This window comes from Pseudomonas sp. JDS28PS106 (assembly GCF_036706555.1).
Classification (GTDB): domain Bacteria; phylum Pseudomonadota; class Gammaproteobacteria; order Pseudomonadales; family Pseudomonadaceae; genus Aquipseudomonas.
In genome coordinates, this window is sequence record NZ_JBAJGT010000007.1 from 113447 (window position 1) to 132128 (window position 18682).

At 60.5% G+C, this 18682-nt stretch carries 16 protein-coding genes and 2 tRNA genes; 3 read left to right on the plus strand and 15 right to left on the minus strand.

Annotation, left to right across the window (positions count from 1 at the left end):
• Positions 1–10: 10 nt before the first annotated feature.
• A complete protein-coding gene (locus TRP66_RS13855) occupies positions 11–1351 on the plus strand; it encodes an endonuclease/exonuclease/phosphatase family protein (RefSeq protein ID WP_333403173.1) in 1341 nt (446 codons plus the stop codon).
• An 11-nt stretch (positions 1352–1362) separates the two neighbouring features.
• Here TRP66_RS13855 and TRP66_RS13860 read toward each other — a convergent pair whose 3' ends face one another.
• From TRP66_RS13860 to rnr, 9 genes are all read right to left on the minus strand, one after another.
• The gene (locus TRP66_RS13860) at positions 1363–1572 is read right to left on the minus strand and encodes a hypothetical protein (protein WP_333403175.1); all 210 of its coding nucleotides are present in this window, start codon (positions 1570–1572) and stop codon (positions 1363–1365) included.
• Positions 1573–1708: 136 nt separating this feature from the next.
• Positions 1709–4018 (minus strand): YgiQ family radical SAM protein, encoded by a 2310-nt coding sequence (locus TRP66_RS13865; protein WP_333403177.1) that lies wholly within the window; start codon positions 4016–4018, stop codon positions 1709–1711.
• A 187-nt stretch (positions 4019–4205) separates the two neighbouring features.
• The gene (dnaB, locus tag TRP66_RS13870) at positions 4206–5600 is read right to left on the minus strand and encodes a replicative DNA helicase (RefSeq protein ID WP_333403179.1); all 1395 of its coding nucleotides are present in this window, start codon (positions 5598–5600) and stop codon (positions 4206–4208) included.
• Positions 5601–5724: 124 nt separating this feature from the next.
• Positions 5725–6171, minus strand: a complete 447-nt coding sequence (rplI, locus tag TRP66_RS13875; RefSeq protein WP_333403181.1) for a 50S ribosomal protein L9 — start codon at positions 6169–6171, stop codon at positions 5725–5727.
• Between the two features lie 19 nt (positions 6172–6190).
• On the minus strand, positions 6191–7087 hold the full coding sequence (locus tag TRP66_RS13880) for a hypothetical protein (RefSeq protein ID WP_333403183.1): 897 nt from the start codon (positions 7085–7087) through the stop codon (positions 6191–6193).
• A 39-nt stretch (positions 7088–7126) separates the two neighbouring features.
• Positions 7127–7357, minus strand: coding sequence for a 30S ribosomal protein S18 (gene rpsR, locus TRP66_RS13885; RefSeq protein WP_002551829.1), 231 nt, complete (start codon positions 7355–7357; stop codon positions 7127–7129).
• Between the two features lie 28 nt (positions 7358–7385).
• Positions 7386–7811 carry a 30S ribosomal protein S6 gene (gene rpsF / locus TRP66_RS13890; RefSeq protein ID WP_333403597.1) on the minus strand — a complete coding sequence of 142 codons (426 nt, stop codon included), beginning with the start codon at positions 7809–7811 and terminating at the stop codon, positions 7386–7388.
• A 238-nt stretch (positions 7812–8049) separates the two neighbouring features.
• Positions 8050–8799, minus strand: a complete 750-nt coding sequence (gene rlmB / locus TRP66_RS13895; protein WP_333403599.1) for a 23S rRNA (guanosine(2251)-2'-O)-methyltransferase RlmB — start codon at positions 8797–8799, stop codon at positions 8050–8052.
• On the minus strand, positions 8796–11372 hold the full coding sequence (rnr, locus tag TRP66_RS13900) for a ribonuclease R (protein ID WP_333403601.1): 2577 nt from the start codon (positions 11370–11372) through the stop codon (positions 8796–8798). The genes rlmB and rnr overlap by 4 nt, the downstream gene beginning before the upstream one ends.
• 222 nt (positions 11373–11594) lie before the next feature.
• On the opposite strand from rnr, the gene TRP66_RS13905 reads away from it, so the two are divergent.
• Positions 11595–11681 (plus strand) — tRNA-Leu (locus TRP66_RS13905).
• Between the two features lie 181 nt (positions 11682–11862).
• A tRNA-Leu gene (locus TRP66_RS13910) sits at positions 11863–11949 on the plus strand.
• Positions 11950–12095: 146 nt separating this feature from the next.
• On the opposite strand, the gene TRP66_RS13915 is transcribed toward TRP66_RS13910, so the two are convergent.
• The 6 genes from TRP66_RS13915 to hfq all read right to left on the minus strand — a co-directional run bounded on the left by TRP66_RS13915 (position 12096) and on the right by hfq (position 18618).
• Positions 12096–13388, minus strand: coding sequence for an adenylosuccinate synthase (locus tag TRP66_RS13915; protein ID WP_333403603.1), 1293 nt, complete (start codon positions 13386–13388; stop codon positions 12096–12098).
• 54 nt (positions 13389–13442) lie between these two features.
• Positions 13443–14630: an ATP phosphoribosyltransferase regulatory subunit gene (locus tag TRP66_RS13920; RefSeq protein WP_333403605.1), complete on the minus strand. Its 1188-nt coding sequence runs from the start codon at positions 14628–14630 to the stop codon at positions 13443–13445.
• A gap of 272 nt (positions 14631–14902) precedes the next feature.
• Complete coding sequence (hflC, locus tag TRP66_RS13925) at positions 14903–15772, minus strand: protease modulator HflC (protein ID WP_333403607.1); 870 nt, start codon at positions 15770–15772, stop codon at positions 14903–14905.
• The gene (gene hflK, locus TRP66_RS13930) at positions 15772–16947 is read right to left on the minus strand and encodes an FtsH protease activity modulator HflK (protein WP_333403609.1); all 1176 of its coding nucleotides are present in this window, start codon (positions 16945–16947) and stop codon (positions 15772–15774) included. Before hflK ends, hflC begins: the two co-directional genes overlap by 1 nt.
• A gap of 96 nt (positions 16948–17043) precedes the next feature.
• Positions 17044–18345 (minus strand): ribosome rescue GTPase HflX, encoded by a 1302-nt coding sequence (gene hflX / locus TRP66_RS13935; RefSeq protein WP_333403611.1) that lies wholly within the window; start codon positions 18343–18345, stop codon positions 17044–17046.
• Between the two features lie 12 nt (positions 18346–18357).
• Positions 18358–18618 carry an RNA chaperone Hfq gene (hfq, locus tag TRP66_RS13940; protein ID WP_125829975.1) on the minus strand — a complete coding sequence of 87 codons (261 nt, stop codon included), beginning with the start codon at positions 18616–18618 and terminating at the stop codon, positions 18358–18360.
• Between the last annotated feature and the right edge of the window lie 64 nt (positions 18619–18682).

An 18682-nucleotide genomic window follows, 5' to 3' on the forward strand; every position in this document is an offset into this window, starting at 1 on the left:
ACACTGAGCTATGCCTATCGATGAACGCATCCGTACTTACATGGAAGACGAGTTGCTATCGGATGAATTCCAGACACAACTCGAGGTCGTCATGATAGACATCGTGACGCTTCTCGGATTGGCGCCCGCCGATGCAGTCCATACAAGCGCCTACCTCTCTTACTTCTTGTCTTTCAATGTGATGCGCAGCAGCAATGAAGCCAGACAGGCTGAGCATTCCATCCAGATGACCGCCCTGTTTCGCAGACTTTATAATGACAACACATTTATCGCGCGTTTTCAGGCGTTCCCCCGGGCGGACAGCCTGGCCGTTTTGCTAAACTTCTACCGCCTCCATCATGCGTTTACCATGAACGGCTTAAGATCTTCCCGCGGCCCGACATCTCTGAACTACGGCGATCCCCTGCGAATGCTGCAGATTATCGTAAGCGCCGTTTACGGACCCTGGCCCGCCCACATCCGGCTAATGGGTGAAACCAGGGACTATTACCATGCGCGAATTCGCCACTACGCAGGGACCACTCACATCGAGATCGGCCGAGTACGCGCTATAACCGGCCAGCAGTTCAACATCGCGACCTGGAACATGCAGGGCACCTCGGAAACCTCCAATACGAAATGGCGAACCAGAGTGCTGGAGCTGGCCCGGGCCAACGACATCGTGATGATTCAGGAAGCGGGCGTGAGTCCCTTTTCATCGGCTCTGAGCACCTGCCTGCATGTACAGGATCAGTTCGGAACCCCATACGTGGTCGCACAACTTCTCTGGCAAGCAGGAACCACCAGCCGCCCCGAGAACTACCATCTATTTTTCCTGGATGTTCAGCGGCTTCGCGTCAATCTCGCAATCGTGGTAGCAGCCAGCAGGGATATCGACGTGCGAGACGTCGTCATTGTCTCCGACGGGTTACCAGACACTGACGGCGTTCCCAACTATCGTCCCGCGCTAGGGGTGCAGATACGTAGACAGTCGCCTCAGTCGTCCCCCTTGGCGGAAACCGTCACGGCATTCAGCTTCCACGCCCTGTCGAACGGAGGGTCGAACGCAGCTCGAATGCTGAGAGAAATCAGTTGGCATACTGAAACGCCTTATGTAGTGACAGGAGACTTCAATAGGGACCCAAGACCAATCAACGCTGCTTACCCAACACGGCGAGGGAATTGGATATCTCCCCCGGACATTGCTCAGCTAGTCTTGGCGAATGGATCGACCCACCCAAGCGACTCGCCACAGACCATGCTCGATTACGCGGTCACCAACGGAACCTCGGAAGTCTCCAGGAGCGGGCAGGTCGGCACCTTGGGACCTTCGGATCATCTGGCAGTCAGTTACAAATTCAGTTTTCCTTGAACCGGCGAAGGTCATGAACTCTTATCGCCCGCGCTGATGATCCAGGCGTGGGCAACCACACGGTCATCGCCTTCTTTCAAACAGCCCTTGTCGTACCTTATCTGCCAGGAATCGACATTGGTGAAATGCTCCGAGGCCAGCTGTCGACCGCTGACCAATATCGAAAAGAATATTGCGGCAAGCTTGCGAGCCCTGCGAATCTCCAGGGCAGCGAGCTTCATGAGCAGAGACGGACAAATTCGGAATCAGGTGTCGATAGCCCGCGGGGCTGCCGAAGCTGGTTGTGGGCGGCCCACTCAACCGCAGAAACAAAAACGCCAGCTGACGCTGGCGTTTTCATTCAGGAGCTGACGAGGATCAGCGTGGGAAGACGGGTTGGCGAGCCGGCTTCTTGCCTTTGCCACCCTTGCCGCCCTTGGCCGCTTCCATCCGCTCTTTGGCGGCCTGTTTGTTGCGCGCCTGGGCCGCGGCCTTGGCTTCTTCACGCTTGTCCCATGGCTTGCTGCCGTCGCTGGCGCGTGGCGGCAGGCCGGTGTGCTGGGTCTGGATGCGCGTGGTCTTGGCAACCTTGTGGCTGCCGGCCGGGGTCGAGTTCTTGCGGCGCGCGCTCTGGTAGCTATCGGTCGCAGGCTGGAACGCCGGGATCAGTTGGTGCTTGCCCGGGCCGATCAGGTCGCTGCGCCCCATGCGTTCGAGCGCTTCGCGCAGCATCGGCCAGCCCTTCGGATCGTGATAACGCAGGAACGCCTTGTGCAACCGGCGCTGCTCTTCGCTCTTGACGATGGTGACGCCGTCGCTCTTGTAGGTGACCTTGCGCAGCGGGTTCTTGCCCGAGTGATACATCGCGGTCGCGGAGGCCATTGGCGACGGGTAGAACGCCTGGACCTGGTCCGCGCGGAAACCGTTGTTCTTGAGCCACAGCGCGAGGTTCATCATGTCTTCATCGGTGGTGCCGGGGTGGGCCGCGATGAAGTAAGGGATCAGGTACTGCTCCTTGCCCGCCTCTTTCGAGTACTTCTCGAACATGCGCTTGAACCGGTCATAGCTGCCGATGCCCGGTTTCATCATCTGATTGAGCGGACCTTCCTCGGTATGCTCAGGCGCGATTTTCAGGTAGCCGCCGACGTGGTGCGTGACCAGCTCCTTGACGTACTCAGGCGACTCGACCGCCAGGTCGTAGCGCAGACCGGACGCGATCAGGATCTTTTTCACGCCCGGCAGGGCGCGGGCGCTGCGGTACAGCTGAATCAACGCCGAATGGTCGGTGTTCAGGTTCGGGCAGATGCCCGGGAACACGCAGGACGGTTTGCGGCAAGCGGATTCGATCTCGGGGCTCTTGCAGGCGATCCGGTACATGTTCGCGGTGGGGCCGCCCATGTCAGAGATGACCCCGGTGAAGCCCGGCACCTTGTCGCGGATCTCTTCGATTTCGCGAATGATCGAGTCTTCGGAGCGGTTCTGAATGATCCGGCCTTCGTGCTCGGTGATCGAGCAGAATGTACAGCCGCCAAAGCAACCGCGCATGATGTTCACCGAGAAACGGATCATGTCGTAGGCCGGAATCTTTTCCTTGCCGTACGCGGGATGCGGGACGCGTGCGTACGGCATGCCGAACACGTAGTCCATTTCCTCGGTCGTCATCGGAATAGGTGGCGCGTTGAACCACACGTCCACGTCGCCGTGCTTCTGGACCAGCGCACGGGCGTTGCCGGGGTTGGTTTCCAGATGCAGCACGCGGTTGGCATGAGCATAGAGCACCGGGTCGTTGCGGACCTTTTCCATGGACGGCAGGCGGATGACCGTCTTGTCGCGGGTCATGCGCGGGCTGGCCAGAATCTGCACGACCTTGGCTTCGTTGGGGTCTTCGACCGGCCCCTTCTCCTGCTCGATGGCGCAGGCCTGGGTGTCCTGGGTGTTGACGTAAGGGTTGATGATCTTGTCGACCTTGCCCGGACGGTCGATGCGCGTCGAGTCGACTTCGTACCAGCCTTCGGGCGTGTCGCGGCGGATGAACGCGGTGCCGCGCACGTCGGTGATGTCTTCGATCTTCTGCCCGTAGGACAGGCGCTGCGCGACTTCGACGATCGCACGTTCGGCGTTGCCGTACAGCAGGATGTCGGCGCTGGCGTCGATCAGAATCGAATTGCGCACCTTGTCCTGCCAGTAGTCGTAATGGGCAATGCGGCGCAGCGAGGCCTCGATGCCGCCCAGCACGATAGGCACATGCTTGTAGGCTTCCTTGCAGCGCTGGCTGTAGACCAGGCTGGCGCGATCCGGACGCTTGCCGGCCACGCCGCCCGGCGTATAGGCGTCGTCGGAGCGGATCTTCTTGTCGGCCGTGTAGCGGTTGATCATCGAGTCCATGTTGCCGGCCGCGACGCCGAAGAACAGATTCGGCTCGCCTAGTTTCATGAAGTCGTCTTTCGAGCGCCAGTCCGGCTGGGCGATGATACCGACGCGAAAGCCCTGGGCTTCCAGCAGTCGGCCAATGATCGCCATGCCGAAGGACGGATGATCGACGTAGGCGTCGCCGGTCACGATGATGACGTCGCAGGAATCCCAGCCAAGCAGATCCATCTCTTCCCGGCTCATGGGCAGGAAAGGCGCTGGCCCGAAACATTCGGCCCAGTACTTGGGATAGTCAAATAACGGCTTGGCTGCTTGCATGTCGAGACCTACGTTTGCACGTTGGAAAATTGCGGGCGCGGAATATAGCACAAAAAATGATCAAGTCCGACGGTGGTGGTCGGATTTTGATGCTTGTGCGGATCATTGAAACGGGGACGTTCTTATCGCCAGCAAGCTGGCTCCTACGTGGGTTAGGGGGTAGGAGCCAGCTTGCTGGCGATAGGGTTCAATCGTCGTCGAAGTTGTAACTGCCCGGCGCGAGGTTCTCGAAGCGGGTGTACTTGCCGATGAACGCCAGGCGCGTGGTGCCGATCGGGCCGTTACGCTGTTTGCCGATGATGATCTCGGCGATGCCCTTGTGCTCGGTCTCGGGGTGGTAGACCTCGTCCCGGTACACGAACATGATGACGTCGGCGTCCTGCTCGATGGCTCCCGATTCCCGGAGGTCGGAGTTGATCGGGCGCTTGTTGGGGCGTTGTTCCAGCGAGCGGTTGAGCTGGGAGAGCGCGATGACCGGGCAGTTGAATTCTTTTGCCAGGGCCTTCAGGGACCGGGAAATCTCGGAAATTTCGTTGGTCCGGTTATCACCGCCGGAACCGGGAATCTGCATCAGCTGCAAATAGTCGATCATGATCATGGCGATGTCGCCATGTTCGCGGGCCACGCGGCGGGTACGGGCGCGCATTTCCGAGGGGCTGATACCGGCGGTATCGTCGATGAACAGCTTGCGGTCGTTGAGCAGGTTGACCGCCGAGGTCAGGCGCGGCCAGTCATCGTCGTCCAGCTGGCCGGCGCGGACCTTGGTCTGGTCGATGCGGCCCAACGAGGACAGCATACGCATGATCAGCGATTCGCCTGGCATTTCCAGCGAGTAGACCAGCACCACCTTGTCACTGCGCAACACGGCGTTTTCCACGAGGTTCATCGCGAAGGTGGTCTTACCCATCGAGGGACGACCGGCGACGATGATCAGGTCGGCCGGTTGCAGGCCGCTGGTCTTGTCGTCCAGGTCGGCATAGCCGGTAGAAAGACCGGTGATCGCGTTGTCGCTGTTGAACAGCGTGTCGATACGATCGATCGCCATGGTCAGCAGGTCATTGACGCCGACCGGGCCGCCAGTCTTGGGCCGCGCTTCGGCGATCTGGAATATCTGCCGTTCGGCTTCGTCGAGAATCTCCTCGGCGGTACGCCCTTCCGGGTTGAACGCGCTATCGGCAATTTCGGTGCTGATACCGATCAATTGCCGCAAGGTGGCACGCGCGCGAACGATTTGCGCATAAGCCTTGATGTTGGCGACCGACGGCGTGTTCTTCGCCAGTTCGCTGAGATAACCCAGGCCGCCGACCTGGGAGGTCTGCCCTTCCTTGTCCAACTGTTCGGCCAGCGTCACCACGTCGATGGGCATGTTCTGGTCGGCCAGACGCGCAATGGCACGAAAGATCAGACGGTGGTCATGCCGGTAGAAATCGCCATCGGACACTTGATCGAGCACGCGTTCCCAGGCGTTGTTGTCCAGCATCAGACCACCCAGAACGGCCTGTTCGGCCTCGATGGAATGAGGCGGCACCTTGAGGGCGGCGGTTTGCAGATCGTATTGCTCGGGGGCGGTGATTTCGTTCATGGCCACTTGAATTCGAGGTTGCAAAAATGGGTAGGACACAAAGACAAAGGGCACGACCTGTGAACAGGATCGTGCCCGATGTTAATCCTCCGGCGGCCTGGCCGCCAGACGATTACGTACTGCTTTAAGCAGCTACCACGACAACGCGTACGGTCGCTTCTACGTCGCTGTGCAGGTGCACGGCTACGTCGTATTCGCCAACGTTGCGGATGGTGCCGTTCGGCAGACGAACTTCGCTCTTGGCAACTTCAACGCCGGAGGCGGTCAGTGCGTCAGCGATGTCGTGAGTGCCGATCGAGCCGAACAGCTTGCCTTCGTCGCCAGCGGTGGCAGTGATGGTCACTTCCAGCTCAGCCAGTTGGGCAGCGCGAGTTTCGGCGGATGCTTTCTTGTCAGCAGCCAGTTTTTCCAGCTCGGCGCGACGCTCTTCGAACGCAGCCAGGTTGGCGGCGGTCGCAGCGGTAGCCTTGCCGTAAGGCAGCAGGTAGTTACGACCGTAGCCAGCCTTGACAGTTACTTTGTCGCCCAGGTTGCCCAGGTTGGCGACTTTTTCCAGAAGGATCAGTTGCATGTGAAAATCCTCTTAACTTTTAACCTTCACCGTTCGCAGGGCCATTGCCGGAATCTTTCGATACCCGGCGACCGCGAAAATCAATCAGGCTGTCGACAATGGCAATCACCACGAGCAACGGATAGGTCAGCTGCATGAACACCAGCAGCGTGATGTAAGTCCCCACCAGCCAGAACCTGGCCAGCCGCTTTTCAGCCACCAGCCCATGGATCAGGGCCAGCCCGGCGAATACCAGCGGCACGCTGCACAACGGTGTGAGCATCGCGATCTGTGGACCGAAATTCGGTCCTACGAGCATGCACACCAGCAACACCAGCGCCGGTACCAGCGGGAGTCTCACGGCGCGAAACTCGCGCCCGAAACCGCCTGGGTTATACAACATCGCTTGCCAGTACCGCCCCAGAATCAGGCAAAGCAGACTGACGATCTGCAACACAGCCGCTATCAGGCCATTGAGGACCGGTGTAATCAGTGCTCCAAGACGCGCTCGCTCTTCTACGTTCATCTGCTCGTAGAGCCCGGCGAGCATGGTCGGCAGGTGTTTTTGCAACTCCTGCGACATGGCCTCGATGGGTTCGCGGAAAACCGTGCCCAGAACCACCGCATACAACAGACCTACCGCTACGCTGACCAGCAGCACGCGGACCCAGGACTCGCTGGCACGCAAAACCATTGCCAAACCCAGTGAGCCGGCCAGCACCATGGCTGTTCGCGGTTCACCGAAATACCACCAGACCAAAGCCGGCAGCAGAGCCCAGGCCAGGACGCCAACGGCATCACTGAACCCGCGTCGCAGGAGCACAAGGCAACCCGCGGCAGCACTCAACCAGAACAACAGCGGCAATGCCGCACACCCGGCCACCACGAGAGTGGCCTGCATGCGGCCGCGCATGATCAATTCAGCCAGGGCGCGCATGCGTTCTATCCCTTGTTACGTTTTGTCGACGACCTGGTCTCAGCGGCCGTGGCTGTCGGTGTAGGCCAGCAAGGCCAGGAAGCGGGCGCGCTTGATAGCGGTGGCCAGCTGACGCTGATAACGTGCTTTGGTACCGGTGATGCGGCTTGGAACGATTTTGCCGGTCTCGGATACGTAAGCTTTCAGGGTGTTGAGATCTTTGTAATCGATCTCTTTGACGTCTTCAGCGGTGAAGCGGCAGAATTTACGACGACGGAAGAAACGTGCCATGTAATTGGCTCCTCAAAAGGTCCGTGGATTACTCGTCAGCGTTATCGCTAACGTCGCTGTTGTCGCCGTCATCGCCTTCGGCGTTGTCGGAGTGCTCAGGACGGTCACGACGCTCACGGCGCTCACTGCGGTTCTCTTCAGCCTTGAGCATCTCGGACTGGCCGGTAACGGCTTCGTCGCGACGGATGACCAGGTTACGGATCACTGCATCGTTGTAACGGAAGTTGTCTTCCAGCTCGGCCAGAGCCTTGCCGGTGCACTCAACGTTCAGCATCACGTAGTGAGCCTTGTGAACGTTGTTGATGGCGTAAGCCAGTTGGCGACGGCCCCAATCTTCCAGACGGTGGATCTTGCCGCCGTCTTCTTCGATCAGCTTGGTGTAGCGCTCAACCATGCCGCCGACTTGCTCGCTTTGATCCGGGTGGACCAAAAAGATAATTTCGTAATGACGCATGAATGCTCCTTACGGGTTGTAGCCTGCCGCAAAATGCGGTCAGACAAGGAGTGAATGACACTGTGAGTCTTGCCTGGGAACAGGCACATGCGCGCCTGCCTCGACAGCAAGGGGCGCAATTGTAGAGAAGGGCTTGGAGGGGTGCAAGGTAATTGGTGAATATTTGAGCAATCGCCAATCGCCAGCAAGCTGGCTCCTACAGGGTTTTCCGTAGGAGCCAGCTTGCTGGCGATGAAAATCAGGCTTTCTTGACGCGACGCTGACGCATCGCTTCGAACAGGCAGACGCCGGTCGCTACCGACACGTTCAGGCTGCTGACGCTGCCAGCCATCGGCAGACGCACCAGATAGTCGCAGTGTTCGCGGGTCAGGCGACGCATGCCTTTGCCTTCGGCGCCCATGACGATGATGGTCGGCCCGGTCAGGTCCTGCTGATACAGCTCCTGCTCGGCTTCGCCGGCCGTACCGACGATCCACAGGCCGCGTTGCTGGAGCTTTTCCAGGGTACGCGCCAGGTTGGTCACCGCAACCAGAGGGATCACCTCTGCCGCGCCGCAGGCGACTTTCCGGACTGCGGGCGTCAGGGTCGCAGACTTGTCCTTGGGAACGATGACCGCGGCGGCGCCCGCCGCATCGGCCGTGCGCAGGCAGGCGCCCAGGTTGTGCGGATCAGTGACACCGTCGAGCACCAGCAGCAACGGCGGACCTTCGATCCGATCGAGCAGCTCGTCGAGCATGGCTTCGCCCCAGACCTGGCTCGGGCTGACGTCCGCCACCACACCCTGGTGTACGCCTTCGACCCAGGCATCCATCTCGCGGCGCTCGGCCTGACCGATGGTGACGCGGTTCAGCCCGGCCAGCTCGACCAACACCTGGACGCGCGGGTCGCTACGACCTTCCGCCAGCCAGATGTGCTTGACCCGCTTGGGGTGATGCCGAAGCAATGCTTCCACGGCATGCACGCCGTAGATTTTTTCCAGTTGACTCATGACTTGCCCTTGGATTTACGCGCGCCGCTACTTTTCGACGCTGGAGCGGAGCCCGTCTTCGAAGGCCCCTTGCGATGCTTGGTGGGCTTGGAGTCGGTTTTCGAAAACTTGCCTGCCTTGAAGTCGTCCTTCGCCCCGGCCAGCAGTGCCTTCTTCATCTCGCGACTCTTGCGCACTTCCGCGTTCTTCGCGGCTGCATCGCCCGGACGATAGGCTTCGCTAACCGCTTCCTTCGCGGCGCGACGCCCGGCCTTGGCAGGTTTTTCCTCCACTGGCGCGGTTTCCTTGCCACGACGCTTGCGACCGATCGGTGCTTCGACGGTTTTATCCGACATTTCGAAGTCGATCTTGCGCTCGTCGAGGTCCACGCGCATGACGCGCACTTCGACGGTATCGCCCAGGCGGAAGCTGCGCCCGGTGCGCTCGCCGGCCAGACGATGATGAACCGGGTCGAAGTGGTAGTAGTCACCCGGCAAGGCGGTAACGTGCACCAGACCTTCGACGTAGATATCGCTCAGCTCCACGAACAGGCCGAAACCGGTGACCGCCGTGATCACGCCCGGGAACGACTCACCGACCCGATCCTTCATGAACTCGCACTTGAGCCAGTTGACCACGTCACGCGTGGCTTCGTCGGCGCGGCGCTCGCTCATGGAGCACTGCTCGCCCAACTGCTCCAGCCCCGCTTCGTCGTAGGGGTAGATACGGGCTTTCGGAATGGTCGCGCCACCGGCACGACGCACGTGCGGGGTGTCCTGTTTCGAGCGGATCACGCTGCGGATCGCGCGATGCGTCAGCAGGTCCGGGTAACGACGGATCGGCGAGGTGAAGTGGGTGTAGGCTTCGTAGTTCAGACCGAAGTGGCCGTTGTTGTCCGAGCTGTACACAGCCTGACTCAACGAGCGCAGCATGACGGTCTGGATCAGGTGGTAATCCGGACGTCCGCGCACGTTTTCCAGCAACGCCTGATAATCCTTGGGCGTCGGCCCTTCCTTGCCTTTGTGCAGCGACAGACCCAGCTCGCTCAGGAACGCGCGCAGCTTTTCCAGGCGCTCGGGCGGCGGGCCATCGTGCACGCGATAAAGCGCGGGAATCTCATGCTTTTTGAGGAATTCGGCGGTCGCCACGTTGGCGGCCAGCATGCACTCCTCGATCAGCTTGTGGGCATCGTTGCGCTGGGTCGGGCGGATTTCCGCGATCTTGCGCTCGGAGCCGAAGATGATCCGGGTTTCCTGGGTCTCGAAGTCGATGGCGCCACGGACGTGACGCGCGCCCAGCAAGACCTTGTACATCGCGTACAGCTGCTTGAGATGCGGCAAGACCTCGCCATACTCGCCGCGCAATGCCTTGGCGTTCGCAGTCTTTGGATGCTCCAGCATGGTGCTGACCTTGTTATAGGTCAGGCGCGCATGGGAATGGATCACCGCTTCGTAAAACACGTAGTCGGTCATCTCGCCGGATTTGGAAATGGTCATTTCACAGACCATGGCGAGGCGATCCACCTGCGGGTTCAGCGAGCACAACCCATTGGACAATTGCTCGGGAAGCATCGGCACGACGCGCTCGGGGAAGTACACCGAGTTGCCGCGCACCTGCGCCTCGGCATCCAGCGCCGAGCCGATCTTCACGTAACTGGAAACGTCGGCGATCGCCACGTACAGCTTCCAGCCGCCCGAGAACAGACGCAGCTTGCCCGGACGAGCCTCGCAGTACACCGCGTCGTCGAAGTCCCGCGCATCTTCGCCGTCGATGGTGACGAACGGAAGGTGGCGCAGATCGACGCGGTTTTCCTTGTCCTTCTCCTCGACTTCCGGCTTGAGACGACCGGCTTCCTTGAGCACGGCTTCCGGCCAGACGTGGGGAATGTCGTAGGTACGCAGCGCGACATCGATTTCCATGCCGGGCGCCATGTAGTTACCCACCACTTCGATCACATCGCCTTGGGGCTGGAAGCGCGGGGTCGGCCAGTGGGTGATTTTCACCTCGACGAATTGACCGATCTTCGCGTCGTTGTTGCGTCCCGGTGTCACCAGCACTTCCTGCTGGATCTTCGGATTGTCCGGGATGACGAAGCCGATACCGGCCTCTTCGAAATACCGGCCCACGATGCTTTCATGGGCGCGGGAGATGACTTCCACGATCACGCCTTCGCGGCGGCCGCGACGATCCAGACCGGAGACGCGAGCCAGGGCTCGGTCGCCATCGAACACCAGACGCATCTGCGCCGGGCTCATGAACAGGTCGTCGGAGCCATCGTCGGGAATCAGGAACCCGAAGCCGTCACGGTGGCCGGCGATGCGACCCAGGATCAGATCAAGCTTGTCCACCGGCGCGTAAGTGCCGCGGCGGGTGTAGATCAGTTGAGCGTCACGCTCCATCGCTCGCAGGCGGCGGCGCAGGGCCTCGAACTGGTCTTCCGTGGTCAGGCCGAATTCTTCGACCAGCTGCTCGCGACTGGCCGGCGAACCACGCTCGGCGAGATGCTGCAGAATCAGCTCACGGCTGGGGATGGGGTTTTCATATTTTTCCGCTTCACGAGCGGCCTCGGGATCGAGGGACTGCCAATCGGCCATTAGATAGTTTTCACCTTGTCTATATGCGGGTTAGTTTGGCATACAGCTAATGAAACGGGAAATTTCGGAGCCAAACAACGCCTTCGACCACCCTTGCGGACGACAATTTTCTCCCACGCCTACCGCCCGCGATTTTTTTCGACTTTTTTTCGAAGTCAGGCTTTACAGCACCAAGGACGCTCCGTATAGTGCGCGCCATCGGCAGGCTAGCTTGCCGATATTGCCCAGATGGTGAAATTGGTAGACACGCCAGCTTCAGGTGCTGGTGGCCGCAAGGCCGTGGAAGTTCGAGTCTTCTTCTGGGCACCAATTCAAGACAGCAGACTACACCAGTCTTCTGCCTCACAAGAACCCGCGAAAGCGGGTTTTTGCATTTTCAGCGTCCTGCTTGCACTAAGTGTTTTCAAAATTCTGGCAAAACAGGGGTTTACAGAATAAAACGTTCGCCGTATAGTGCGCCCCATCAACGGCGGACAACGCTGCTGATACTGCCCAGATGGTGAAATTGGTAGACACGCCAGCTTCAGGTGCTGGTGGCCGCAAGGCCGTGGAAGTTCGAGTCTTCTTCTGGGCACCAATTCAACGAAACCGAGCCTTGTGCTCGGTTTTGTGCTTTTCGGGGGTCTGGTTTTTTTCCTCCTCCCCCGCCAAACATCTTTCTCGCAATATTCCGAAGACATGAAAAAGGCCGCATTCGCGGCCTTTTTTCGTTGCGACTCAGACTCAGCCGAACGGATGACGCAGCACGATGGTTTCGTTGCGGTCCGGACCGGTCGAAATGATGTCGATTGGTGCACCGACCAGCTCTTCGACGCGCTTGATGTAGGCGCGAGCATTGGCTGGCAGCTCTTCCAGGGTCTTGGCGCCCAGCGTGGATTCGCTCCAGCCCGGCATCTGCTCGTACACCGGACGCAGGCCGTTGTAGCTGTCGGCGTCGGTCGGCGCTTCGATCACCGCACCGGCTTCGTTTTCATAGCCGACGCAGATGTTGATGGTTTCCAGACCGTCGAGCACGTCCAGCTTGGTCAGGCACAGGCCCGAGATGCTGTTGATCTCGATGGCGCGACGCAGGATCACGGCATCGAACCAGCCACAACGACGGGCGCGGCCGGTGGTGGCGCCGAACTCATGACCGCGCTTGGCCAGGAATGCACCCACGTCGTCGAACAGCTCGGTCGGGAACGGACCGGAACCCACGCGCGTGGTGTAGGCCTTGGTGATACCCAGGATGTAATCCAGGTACATCGGACCGAAACCCGAGCCGGTCGCGATACCGCCAGCCGTGGTATTGGAGCTGGTGACGTACGGGTAGGTACCGTGGTCGATGTCCAGCAGCGAACCCTGGGCGCCTTCGAACATGATGTCCTTGTCCGCGCGACGCAGCTCGTGCAACTCGGCGGTGACGTCGAGCATCAACGGCTTGAGCAGCTCGGCGTATTCCATGCACTCGTCGAGCGTCTTCTGGAAGTCGATGGCAGGCTCTTTGTAGTAATTGACCAGCACGAAGTTGTGGTAGTCGAGCAGCTCGCCCAGCTTGGCCGCGAAGCGCTCGCGGTGGAACAGGTCGCCGATGCGCAGGCCGCGACGCGCAACCTTGTCTTCGTAGGCCGGGCCGATGCCGCGACCGGTGGTGCCGATCTTCAGCTCGCCACGTGCCTTCTCACGCGCCTGGTCCAGCGCGACGTGATAGGACAGGATCAGCGGGCAGGAAGGGCTGATGCGCAGGCGCTCGCGCACCGGGATGCCCTTCTCTTCGAGCTTGGTGATCTCGCGCATCAGCGCATCCGGCGCGACGACCACGCCGTTGCCGATCAGGCACTGCACGCCTTCGCGCAGTACGCCGGACGGAATCAGGTGCAGAACGGTTTTCTCGCCGTCGATTACCAGTGTGTGGCCGGCGTTGTGGCCGCCCTGGTAACGAACTACGGCGCTGGCATGCTCGGTCAGCAGATCGACGATCTTGCCTTTGCCCTCATCACCCCACTGGGTGCCCAGGACTACGACATTCTTACCCATAACACTTGTCCTCATTCACGCAAACTGGATGCCGGCGGCGGCCGGCAGGAATACTCAAGAAGCCAGCGGCATTACCTGCCAGTGCTCGCCTTGCTGAATCAATTGACGGTCGCAGCCGGCTTCGAGCGCCGCGCTGACAGGCTGGCCCGGCAACGCCTGGACGACCCGCTGACCTTCGCCGCGCAACTGGCAGACCTGCTGCCAGAGAGCCGCATCCGTACTGTCCGGCACCCAGATGCCACCAGACGGCAGTTCGATTTCCGCTCGCCCCAGGGTCACCAGGGTTTTAAGATCGGTGGAAAAACCCGTGGCCGGACGCGCGCGACCGAAATCGGCGCCGATGTCGTCGTACCGACCACCCTGGGCGATGGACTGCCCTACGCCCGGCACGAATACCGCGAATACCACGCCTGTATGGTAGTGGTAGCCACGCAGCTCGCCGAGGTCGAAGTACAGCGGCAGCTCAGGGAAACGCGCGGTCAGGCGGTCAGCGATGGTCAACAGGTCGTCCAGCGCCGCAAGCACGGGCGCCGGCGCGCCGGCCAGACGATCGCGGGCTGCCGCCAGCACTTCGCGACCGCCGCACAGGTCGACCAGCGCCCGCAACATACCAGCCAGATCAGCCGGCAGGCCTTCGGTCAGTGCGATCACTTCATCGATGGCCTTGCGCTGCAGGGCATCGAACAGCTGCTGCTCGAGTTCACCCGACAGGCCGGCGGCGCGCGCCAGACCGCGATAGATACCCACATGCCCCAGATCCATATGGACGTCAGGCACGTCGGCCAGTTGCAGCATGGCAAGCATCAGACTGATGACTTCGACGTCGCTGCTGGGGCTTGCATCGCCATACAGCTCGGCACCCAATTGAATCGGGCTGCGGGACGTCGACAACGCGCGTGGCAAGGCGTGCAGGACGCTGCCTGCGTAGCAGAGGCGGCTCGGGCCTTCGCGCTTGAGCGTGTGCGCATCGATGCGCGCCACCTGCGGCGTGATGTCGGCGCGAAAGCCCATCTGCCGGCCCGACTGTGGATCGATGACCTTGAAGGTGCGCAGATCCAGATCCGAACCCGCACCGGTCAGCAGCGACTCCAGATATTCGATATGCGGGGTGACGACGAACTCATAACCCCAGCTCTGGAATAGATCCAACACCTGACGGCGCGCCACTTCTATGCGCGCCGCTTCCGGCGGCAGTACTTCTTCGATGCCATCTGGTAGCAGCCAGCGGTCAACCGTTGCCATTACGCCATTCCCCTATGATCCGGGCGGCCGGCTCAAAAGCCAGCCTTGAGTAAAGCAGAGAGCGGTCGCCCCGAAACGACGGGCACGACAAACACCCGAGACAGGTCTTGCAGACCACTCTCCTCGAAAAATCTTGCCGCCTCGCCATGGGGCTGCGGCCAATCAATCGTGCAGACGCAAAAAAGCCGGGAATTTCCCGGCTGCCGCATGATACACACGTTTTACCGTACGATCACCCCACCGGGCGGTTTTGCCGCCCGGCGGGGCATGCGTTATTGCTTGCCTTTCTGCAAGTAGCGGAAGAAGTCGCTGCTTGGGTCCAGGACCATCACGTCGCTCTTGTTCGCAAAGCTTTCACGGTAGGCGCGCAGGCTGCGATAGAACGCATAGAACTCCTGGTCCTGGCCATAGGCCTTGGAATAGATCGCGGCGGCCTGGGCGTCGCCGTCACCGCGCGTCTCTTCCGATTCGCGATAGGCTTCGGCCAGCAGCACACGGCGCTGACGATCGGCGTCGGCGCGAATACCTTCGGCCAGCTCGTTACCCTTGGCCCGGTGCTCGCGCGCTTCACGCTCACGCTCGGTGCTCATCCGCTCGAAGACGCTGCGGTTGACTTCCTTGGGCAGGTCGATGGCCTTGACCCGGACGTCGATCACTTCGATGCCCAGTTCACGCTCGGCCATGCGGTTCAGAGAACCGGTGATGTCCGCCATCAGTGCGTCACGCTCGCCCGACACGACTTCGTGCAGGGTGCGCTTGCCGAACTGATCGCGCAGGCCGGATTCCAGACGACGCGACAGACGCTCATCGGCGATCTGCTTGAGGCCGGAGGTCGCGGTGTAGAAGCGCTCGGCATCTTTCACGCGCCATTTGGCGTAGGCATCCACCATGACCGCTTTCTTTTCCAGGGTCAGGAACCGCTGGGTCGGCGCGTCCAGGGTCAGCAGGCGGCCGTCGAACTTGCGCACCTGGTTGACGTAAGGAACCTTCATGTGAAGGCCTGGCTGCACATCGGCCTGGACCACGCGACCGAATTGCAGTAGGACCGCACGTTCGGTCTGCGACACGATGTAGAAGCTGTTCCAGAGGACCACGGCCAGCACGATGCCGACGATGAGGGTGATCAGTGATTTATTGCTCATCAACGGCTCTCCCGGGTACGTACTTCGCGCTGCGGGGTCTCGGTCGCACGGGCGCTGGAATCCACGCTCGTCGAGGATGAACCGCTAGTGACCGAAGTGCTCGAAGCACCGCCGCGACTGCCTTCGACCATCTTGTCGAGCGGCAGGTAAAGCAGGTTGTTCTGGCCCTTGTCACCGGTCACGAGAACCTTGCTGGTATTGCTGAAGACTTCCTGCATGGTGTCCAGGTACAGACGCTCGCGGGTAACCTCGGGCGCCTTGCGGTATTCGGCGACCAGCTTGGTAAAGCGGTCGGCCTCACCCTTGGCGCGGGAGACCACTTCATCGCGGTAACCGTTGGCATCCTCGATGATGCGCTGGGCCTGACCACGGGCTTCCGGAATCACGCCATTGGCATAGCCTTCGGCCTGGTTGCGCGCACGCTGCTCGTCTTCACGGGCACGGATCACGTCGTCGAAGGCTTCCTGAACTTCACGGGGCGCGGCCGCGCTCTGGACGTTCACCTGAGTGACGGTGATACCGGTGCGATAGGTATCGAGGAAGCGTTGCAGACGCTCCTTGATTTCGCTGGCCATCAGTTCGCGGCCTTCGGTCAGCACCTGGTCCATGGCCGTGGAACCCACGACATGGCGCAGCGCCGACTCGGTCGCGTGCTGCAGGCTGATTTCAGGCTGATCGACGTTCAGCACGAAATCCTGCAGGTTGCTGATCTTGTACTGCACGGTCAGCGGGACCTCGACGATGTTTTCGTCTTCGGTCAGCATCTGGCCCTGCTTGCTGTAGGCACGTTCGCGCGTCACGTTTTCCATGTACTTGCGATCGAACGGAGGGAAATAGATATTCAGGCCTGGGCCCACGGTTTCGTAGTACTGACCGAAACGCAGCACGACAGCCTGTTCCTGTTCATCGACAACGTAGATAGCGCTGTAAAGCCAGAACGCGACGAGCACCACCAGGCCGATGCCGAGCAGGCCAAAGCCACCACCCTTGCCCGAACTGCCGCCACTGCCGTCCCCACTGCGTCTCTTGTTGCCGCCGAACAACCCATTCAGGCTTTCCTGCAGCTTACGGAAGGCTTCGTCGAGATCAGGTGGTCCCTTGCGGTCGCCGCCACGGCGTTTGCCACCCCAGGGATCTTGATTATTCGAGTTGCCACCCGGCTCATTCCAAGCCATAGCGCTCTCCATCTGATAAAGCAAAGACGCGCCCTCGGCGCGCCGACCCATGCTACAGAATGCACGAGAAGGCCGTAAAACGGCTTTCTCGTGCTTTTATTGCAAAGTGTGTTGCTCGATGAACTCTAGCGGCTGCAGTCCTTCGCGACTCACCAGACGATTGAATTCAACGCGTGGCAAACGCACCGCCAGCACGCTGGCGCCTTGTTCGTCGTGCGTCTCGCTCTGTACCGCGCCCGCTTCGAAAAACTGCGCGCGCAACCGGGCCAGACGCTGGGGCAGATGCAGGGTAGCGACGAACAGGTCGTCACCCAGAAGCTCTGCCACCGCCTGCTTGAGCAGGTCCAGACCTCGACCGTCACGGGCAGACACCCAGACACGCTGCGGCTTGCCGTCGGCATCCCGCTGTATCTGCGGCTCTACCCCTTCGAGCAGATCGAGTTTGTTATAGACCTCGAGGATCGGCAAGCCTTCGGCCCCGATCTCGCCGAGCACCGCCATGACCTGCTCGATCTGCGCCATGCGCTCGGGTTCGTGCGAGTCGATGACGTGCAGCAGCAAATCGGAGTTGCTGGATTCCTCCAGCGTCGCACGGAACGCTTCGACCAGTTTGTGCGGCAGGTGGCGAATGAAGCCCACGGTATCGGCAAGCACGATCGGCCCCAGGTCATCCACTTCCAGACGACGCAGGGTCGGGTCGAGCGTCGCGAACAGCTGGTCGGCGGCGAAGACTTCCGAATCGGTCACGGCATTGAACAGGGTGGACTTGCCGGCGTTGGTATAACCGACCAGCGAAACCGAAGGGATATCGGCCCGCTTGCGGCCGCGCCGGGCCTGGTCGCGCTGACTACGGACCTTCTCCAGACGCGCCTTGATCTGGCGCAGCCGAATCCGCAGCAGACGCCGGTCGGTTTCAAGCTGGGTCTCACCCGGACCACGCAGACCGATACCGCCCTTCTGACGCTCAAGGTGAGTCCAGCCACGAACCAGACGCGTGCTCATGTGTTCGAGCTGGGCCAGTTCGACCTGCAGCTTGCCTTCATGAGTGCGCGCCCGCTGGGCAAAGATATCGAGAATCAGACCGGTACGGTCCAGCACGCGACACTCGAACACACGTTCGAGGTTACGTTCCTGACTGGGCGTAAGGGTGTGATTGAAGATCACCAGATCTACCTGTTCGGCCTTGACCTGGTCGCGAAGCTCCTCGACCTTGCCAGTGCCAATCAGGTATTTGGCCGATGGCCGATGACGCGGTACGTTGATAAACGCAACGGTATCGGCGCCTGCCGAAATGGCCAGCTCCTGAAACTCCTGCGGATCTTCGCGCGCCTCAGGGTCCTGACCATCCAGATGAACGAGAATGGCCCGTTCACCACCGCTGTGGCGCTCAAAGAACAAGGCAGACTCCTATCAGGCGTTTCCTGGCTCAGCGTCAGCCGCGTCGGTATCGGTAGCGCTAGGCAGGCGAATTGGACGAACAGGTACGACAGTGGAGATGGCGTGCTTGTAGACCATCTGGCTGACAGTGTTCTTCAACAGAATGACGAACTGGTCGAAAGACTCGATCGTGCCTTGCAGTTTGATGCCGTTGACCAGATAGATCGAAACCCCGACCTTTTCTTTACGTAGGGTATTCAAGTAAGGGTCTTGTAGCGAATGCCCTTTTGACATGTGCCGCACTCCTTTAAGGATCAATAAAATAAATCGAATTCGATTGGCTTGCCGGCCACCCCCC

Bases quoted from the DNA above. Each gene is read 5' to 3' on its own strand.
- TRP66_RS13855 (WP_333403173.1), top strand. From the start codon at position 11: ATGCCTATCGATGAACGCATCCGTACTTACATGGAAGACGAGTTGCTA.
- TRP66_RS13860 (WP_333403175.1), bottom strand. From the start codon at position 1,572: ATGAAGCTCGCTGCCCTGGAGATTCGCAGGGCTCGCAAGCTTGCCGCA.
- TRP66_RS13865 (WP_333403177.1), bottom strand. From the start codon at position 4,018: ATGCAAGCAGCCAAGCCGTTATTTGACTATCCCAAGTACTGGGCCGAA.
- dnaB (WP_333403179.1), bottom strand. From the start codon at position 5,600: ATGAACGAAATCACCGCCCCCGAGCAATACGATCTGCAAACCGCCGCC.
- rplI (WP_333403181.1), bottom strand. From the start codon at position 6,171: ATGCAACTGATCCTTCTGGAAAAAGTCGCCAACCTGGGCAACCTGGGC.
- TRP66_RS13880 (WP_333403183.1), bottom strand. From the start codon at position 7,087: ATGCGCGCCCTGGCTGAATTGATCATGCGCGGCCGCATGCAGGCCACT.
- rpsR (WP_002551829.1), bottom strand. From the start codon at position 7,357: ATGGCACGTTTCTTCCGTCGTCGTAAATTCTGCCGCTTCACCGCTGAA.
- rpsF (WP_333403597.1), bottom strand. From the start codon at position 7,811: ATGCGTCATTACGAAATTATCTTTTTGGTCCACCCGGATCAAAGCGAG.
- rlmB (WP_333403599.1), bottom strand. From the start codon at position 8,799: ATGAGTCAACTGGAAAAAATCTACGGCGTGCATGCCGTGGAAGCATTG.
- rnr (WP_333403601.1), bottom strand. From the start codon at position 11,372: ATGGCCGATTGGCAGTCCCTCGATCCCGAGGCCGCTCGTGAAGCGGAA.
- TRP66_RS13915 (WP_333403603.1), bottom strand. From the start codon at position 13,388: ATGGGTAAGAATGTCGTAGTCCTGGGCACCCAGTGGGGTGATGAGGGC.
- TRP66_RS13920 (WP_333403605.1), bottom strand. From the start codon at position 14,630: ATGGCAACGGTTGACCGCTGGCTGCTACCAGATGGCATCGAAGAAGTA.
- hflC (WP_333403607.1), bottom strand. From the start codon at position 15,772: ATGAGCAATAAATCACTGATCACCCTCATCGTCGGCATCGTGCTGGCC.
- hflK (WP_333403609.1), bottom strand. From the start codon at position 16,947: ATGGCTTGGAATGAGCCGGGTGGCAACTCGAATAATCAAGATCCCTGG.
- hfq (WP_125829975.1), bottom strand. From the start codon at position 18,618: ATGTCAAAAGGGCATTCGCTACAAGACCCTTACTTGAATACCCTACGT.